1 protein-coding gene and 2 pseudogenes are annotated in these 2,095 nt (G+C 49.8%); 1 reads left to right on the top strand and 2 read right to left on the bottom strand.

What is annotated here, in order from left to right; translation table 11 throughout:
* Positions 1–404: 404 nt before the first annotated feature.
* A pseudogene (locus tag ACRC27_RS12785) lies at positions 405–683 on the bottom strand (IS91 family transposase); the annotation flags it as partial.
* Positions 684–854: 171 nt separating this feature from the next.
* Here ACRC27_RS12785 and ACRC27_RS12780 point away from each other — a divergent pair.
* Positions 855–1,811, top strand: a complete 957-nt coding sequence (locus ACRC27_RS12780) for an IS110 family transposase (RefSeq protein ID WP_438640043.1) — start codon at positions 855–857, stop codon at positions 1,809–1,811.
* A gap of 15 nt (positions 1,812–1,826) precedes the next feature.
* Here ACRC27_RS12780 and ACRC27_RS12775 read toward each other — a convergent pair.
* A pseudogene (locus ACRC27_RS12775) lies at positions 1,827–2,095 on the bottom strand (transposase); the annotation flags it as partial.

The following is a 2,095-nucleotide window of genomic DNA, read 5'->3' as shown; positions in this document are numbered from 1 at the left end:
GAACAGTTAATTTTAGCAACGTAATAATAGCCTTGCTACAAGCTTATGTTGTGATACAGATCGTAAGCGTCACTAAATCCCCACAGTGATCTGCTGCGGGGTGTCAACGGCGATTTAAAACTGATACACCTACATCACCAGTCCGTGCAGGCTTTTGACTTCCCTTACTACAAGATCAGCACCCGTTGTCTCCATGGGGCGCAGAACTGTGTTTTATTGAGGCCAGAGCGGAATTGTTCATGGTTAGGATTTTCAATCAGTCATTATTGACGTTATAACGCCAAATCTCTGCCTGCGAGGGAGCGTATTCTTTCATAAACAATGATAAAACTGCCTCAATGATTGACGACTGAACGGAAAATATTCACTTTTTGGCATAAATCCAAATTTAAGGCAGATCTTCCCTACGCCGCTAATAACCATCGCTTCTTTTCTAGCTTCTGACGGCGTTGAGCAAGCAATACCTCGGCTCGCGAACCGACTTCCGCACTCGAAAACACCATCCGATCGCCACATAACACGCACTGATAGGGATCGACATGCGTAAATTGTTTCATCAACGCGGCATAGCCAGGTTTAGTGGGTTTTGTCTTCACCTCCATTGCTAGTGCGGCATAGATTTTTGGCAATAACTCACCGCGTTTGCGGTTTGACAGAAAACCGTAATACCGGACCATCTTGTATCTTGAAGACGATTTACAATAGCTACGTTTGGATTTGGCAAGGCGTATGCAGCCCGATACCATCTGGGGTTTTAAGCCCGTTTTTAAGCAAATGGCGCATACGCTGAACCGCTCATCTGAAACCCGAACAGTTGTCCGTACTCCATAACGTATTTGCAAGGATGGGTAATCATGAGTCAGCCGAATCCACTCTGTGTGGGCATTGATGTTTCCAAAGCTACGCTGGACATTGCTGCTAGCTCTGATATTGAACAGTTTACGGTCAGTAATAACGATGATGGTTTTGATCTCATTACTGCCGAACTGAGAAAGCATGCCGTTACGCTGGTTCGGCTGGAGGCCACCGGTGGTCTTGAAGGCGCCGTGGCCTGCTCTCTTCAGGCTGAAGGTTTTGACGTTGTAGTCATCAATCCCAGACAGGCCCGCGATTTTGCCCGTGCAATGGGATATCTGGCAAAGACAGGCCACATTGATGCCAAAGTGCTTGCGCAGATGGCTGATGTCATTAATCGCCATCCGGAGCGGGGACGTTTTATCCGGGCTCTGCCGGATGCAGAGCGTCAGACTCTTGCGGCAATGATGGTGCGCCGCCGCCAGCTGATTACTATGTTGGTGGCTGAGCGTAACCGTCTGCACCCGGCTCATCCGCAGAGCAGGGAAAGCATTAATATCATCATCAAAGCACTGGTAGATGAGCTTGCGAGAATCGATGCCGGTATGAACAGGCATATCGAGACTCATTTCAGCGAGCTTGCTGAGCGACTGAGCAGTATTAAAGGTGTTGGCACCATGACCACAGCAGCATTGCTGGCCGAGGTTCCCGTGCTGGGCAGCCTCTCCAGGCCGTTTGTTGGCGTTGCCCCGGTAAACCGGGACTCTGGCACCATGAGGGGACGACGAACGATCTTTGGCGGCAGGGCTGGTGTTCGAACAGCCTTGTACATGGCTGCGCTTGTCGCAACCCGCTTTAACCCGGTGCTAAAGGCGTTTTACATGCGGCTGCTTGCAGCAGGAAAACCCAAAAAAGTGGCGCTGGTTGCCTGTATGCGCAAGTTGCTGACCATCCTGAACGCAATGCTCAGAAAGAACGAAGAATGGGATGAGTCGTACCATCACGTTGCCTCATAATTTTTACGTTCAAGACAGTTGCTTAAAATGGCGTGAGGGGATATGGCTGATATAACGCAGCAGCATCTCTTCCTGACTCAGTATCTGCCTTCGGTGTTGCTGTGTGCGGTGGTCATAATAGTGATGAACAACGGCGCCCCCAGTATAATGGCGCAGTGCAGAGGCTGCCATCGGCGGACGTTTGAGATAACGGCCAATGTCGTTGATGTTTTGCCTCGCATGTTTGGTCTTTTTCGCAAAGTGGATTTTCCAGCGGCGTTGGAATTGCACCTCAAGGAACTGAC

Origin of the sequence: Plesiomonas sp. (assembly GCF_051650925.1) — a bacterium.
GTDB lineage: Bacteria > Pseudomonadota > Gammaproteobacteria > Enterobacterales > CAMTGL01 > Plesiomonas.
Note: the sequence above shows the minus strand (reverse complement) of the source record. Positions and strands in the feature narration are given on the sequence as shown.

Bases quoted from the DNA above. Each gene is read 5' to 3' on its own strand.
- ACRC27_RS12780 (WP_438640043.1), top strand. From the start codon at position 855: ATGAGTCAGCCGAATCCACTCTGTGTGGGCATTGATGTTTCCAAAGCT.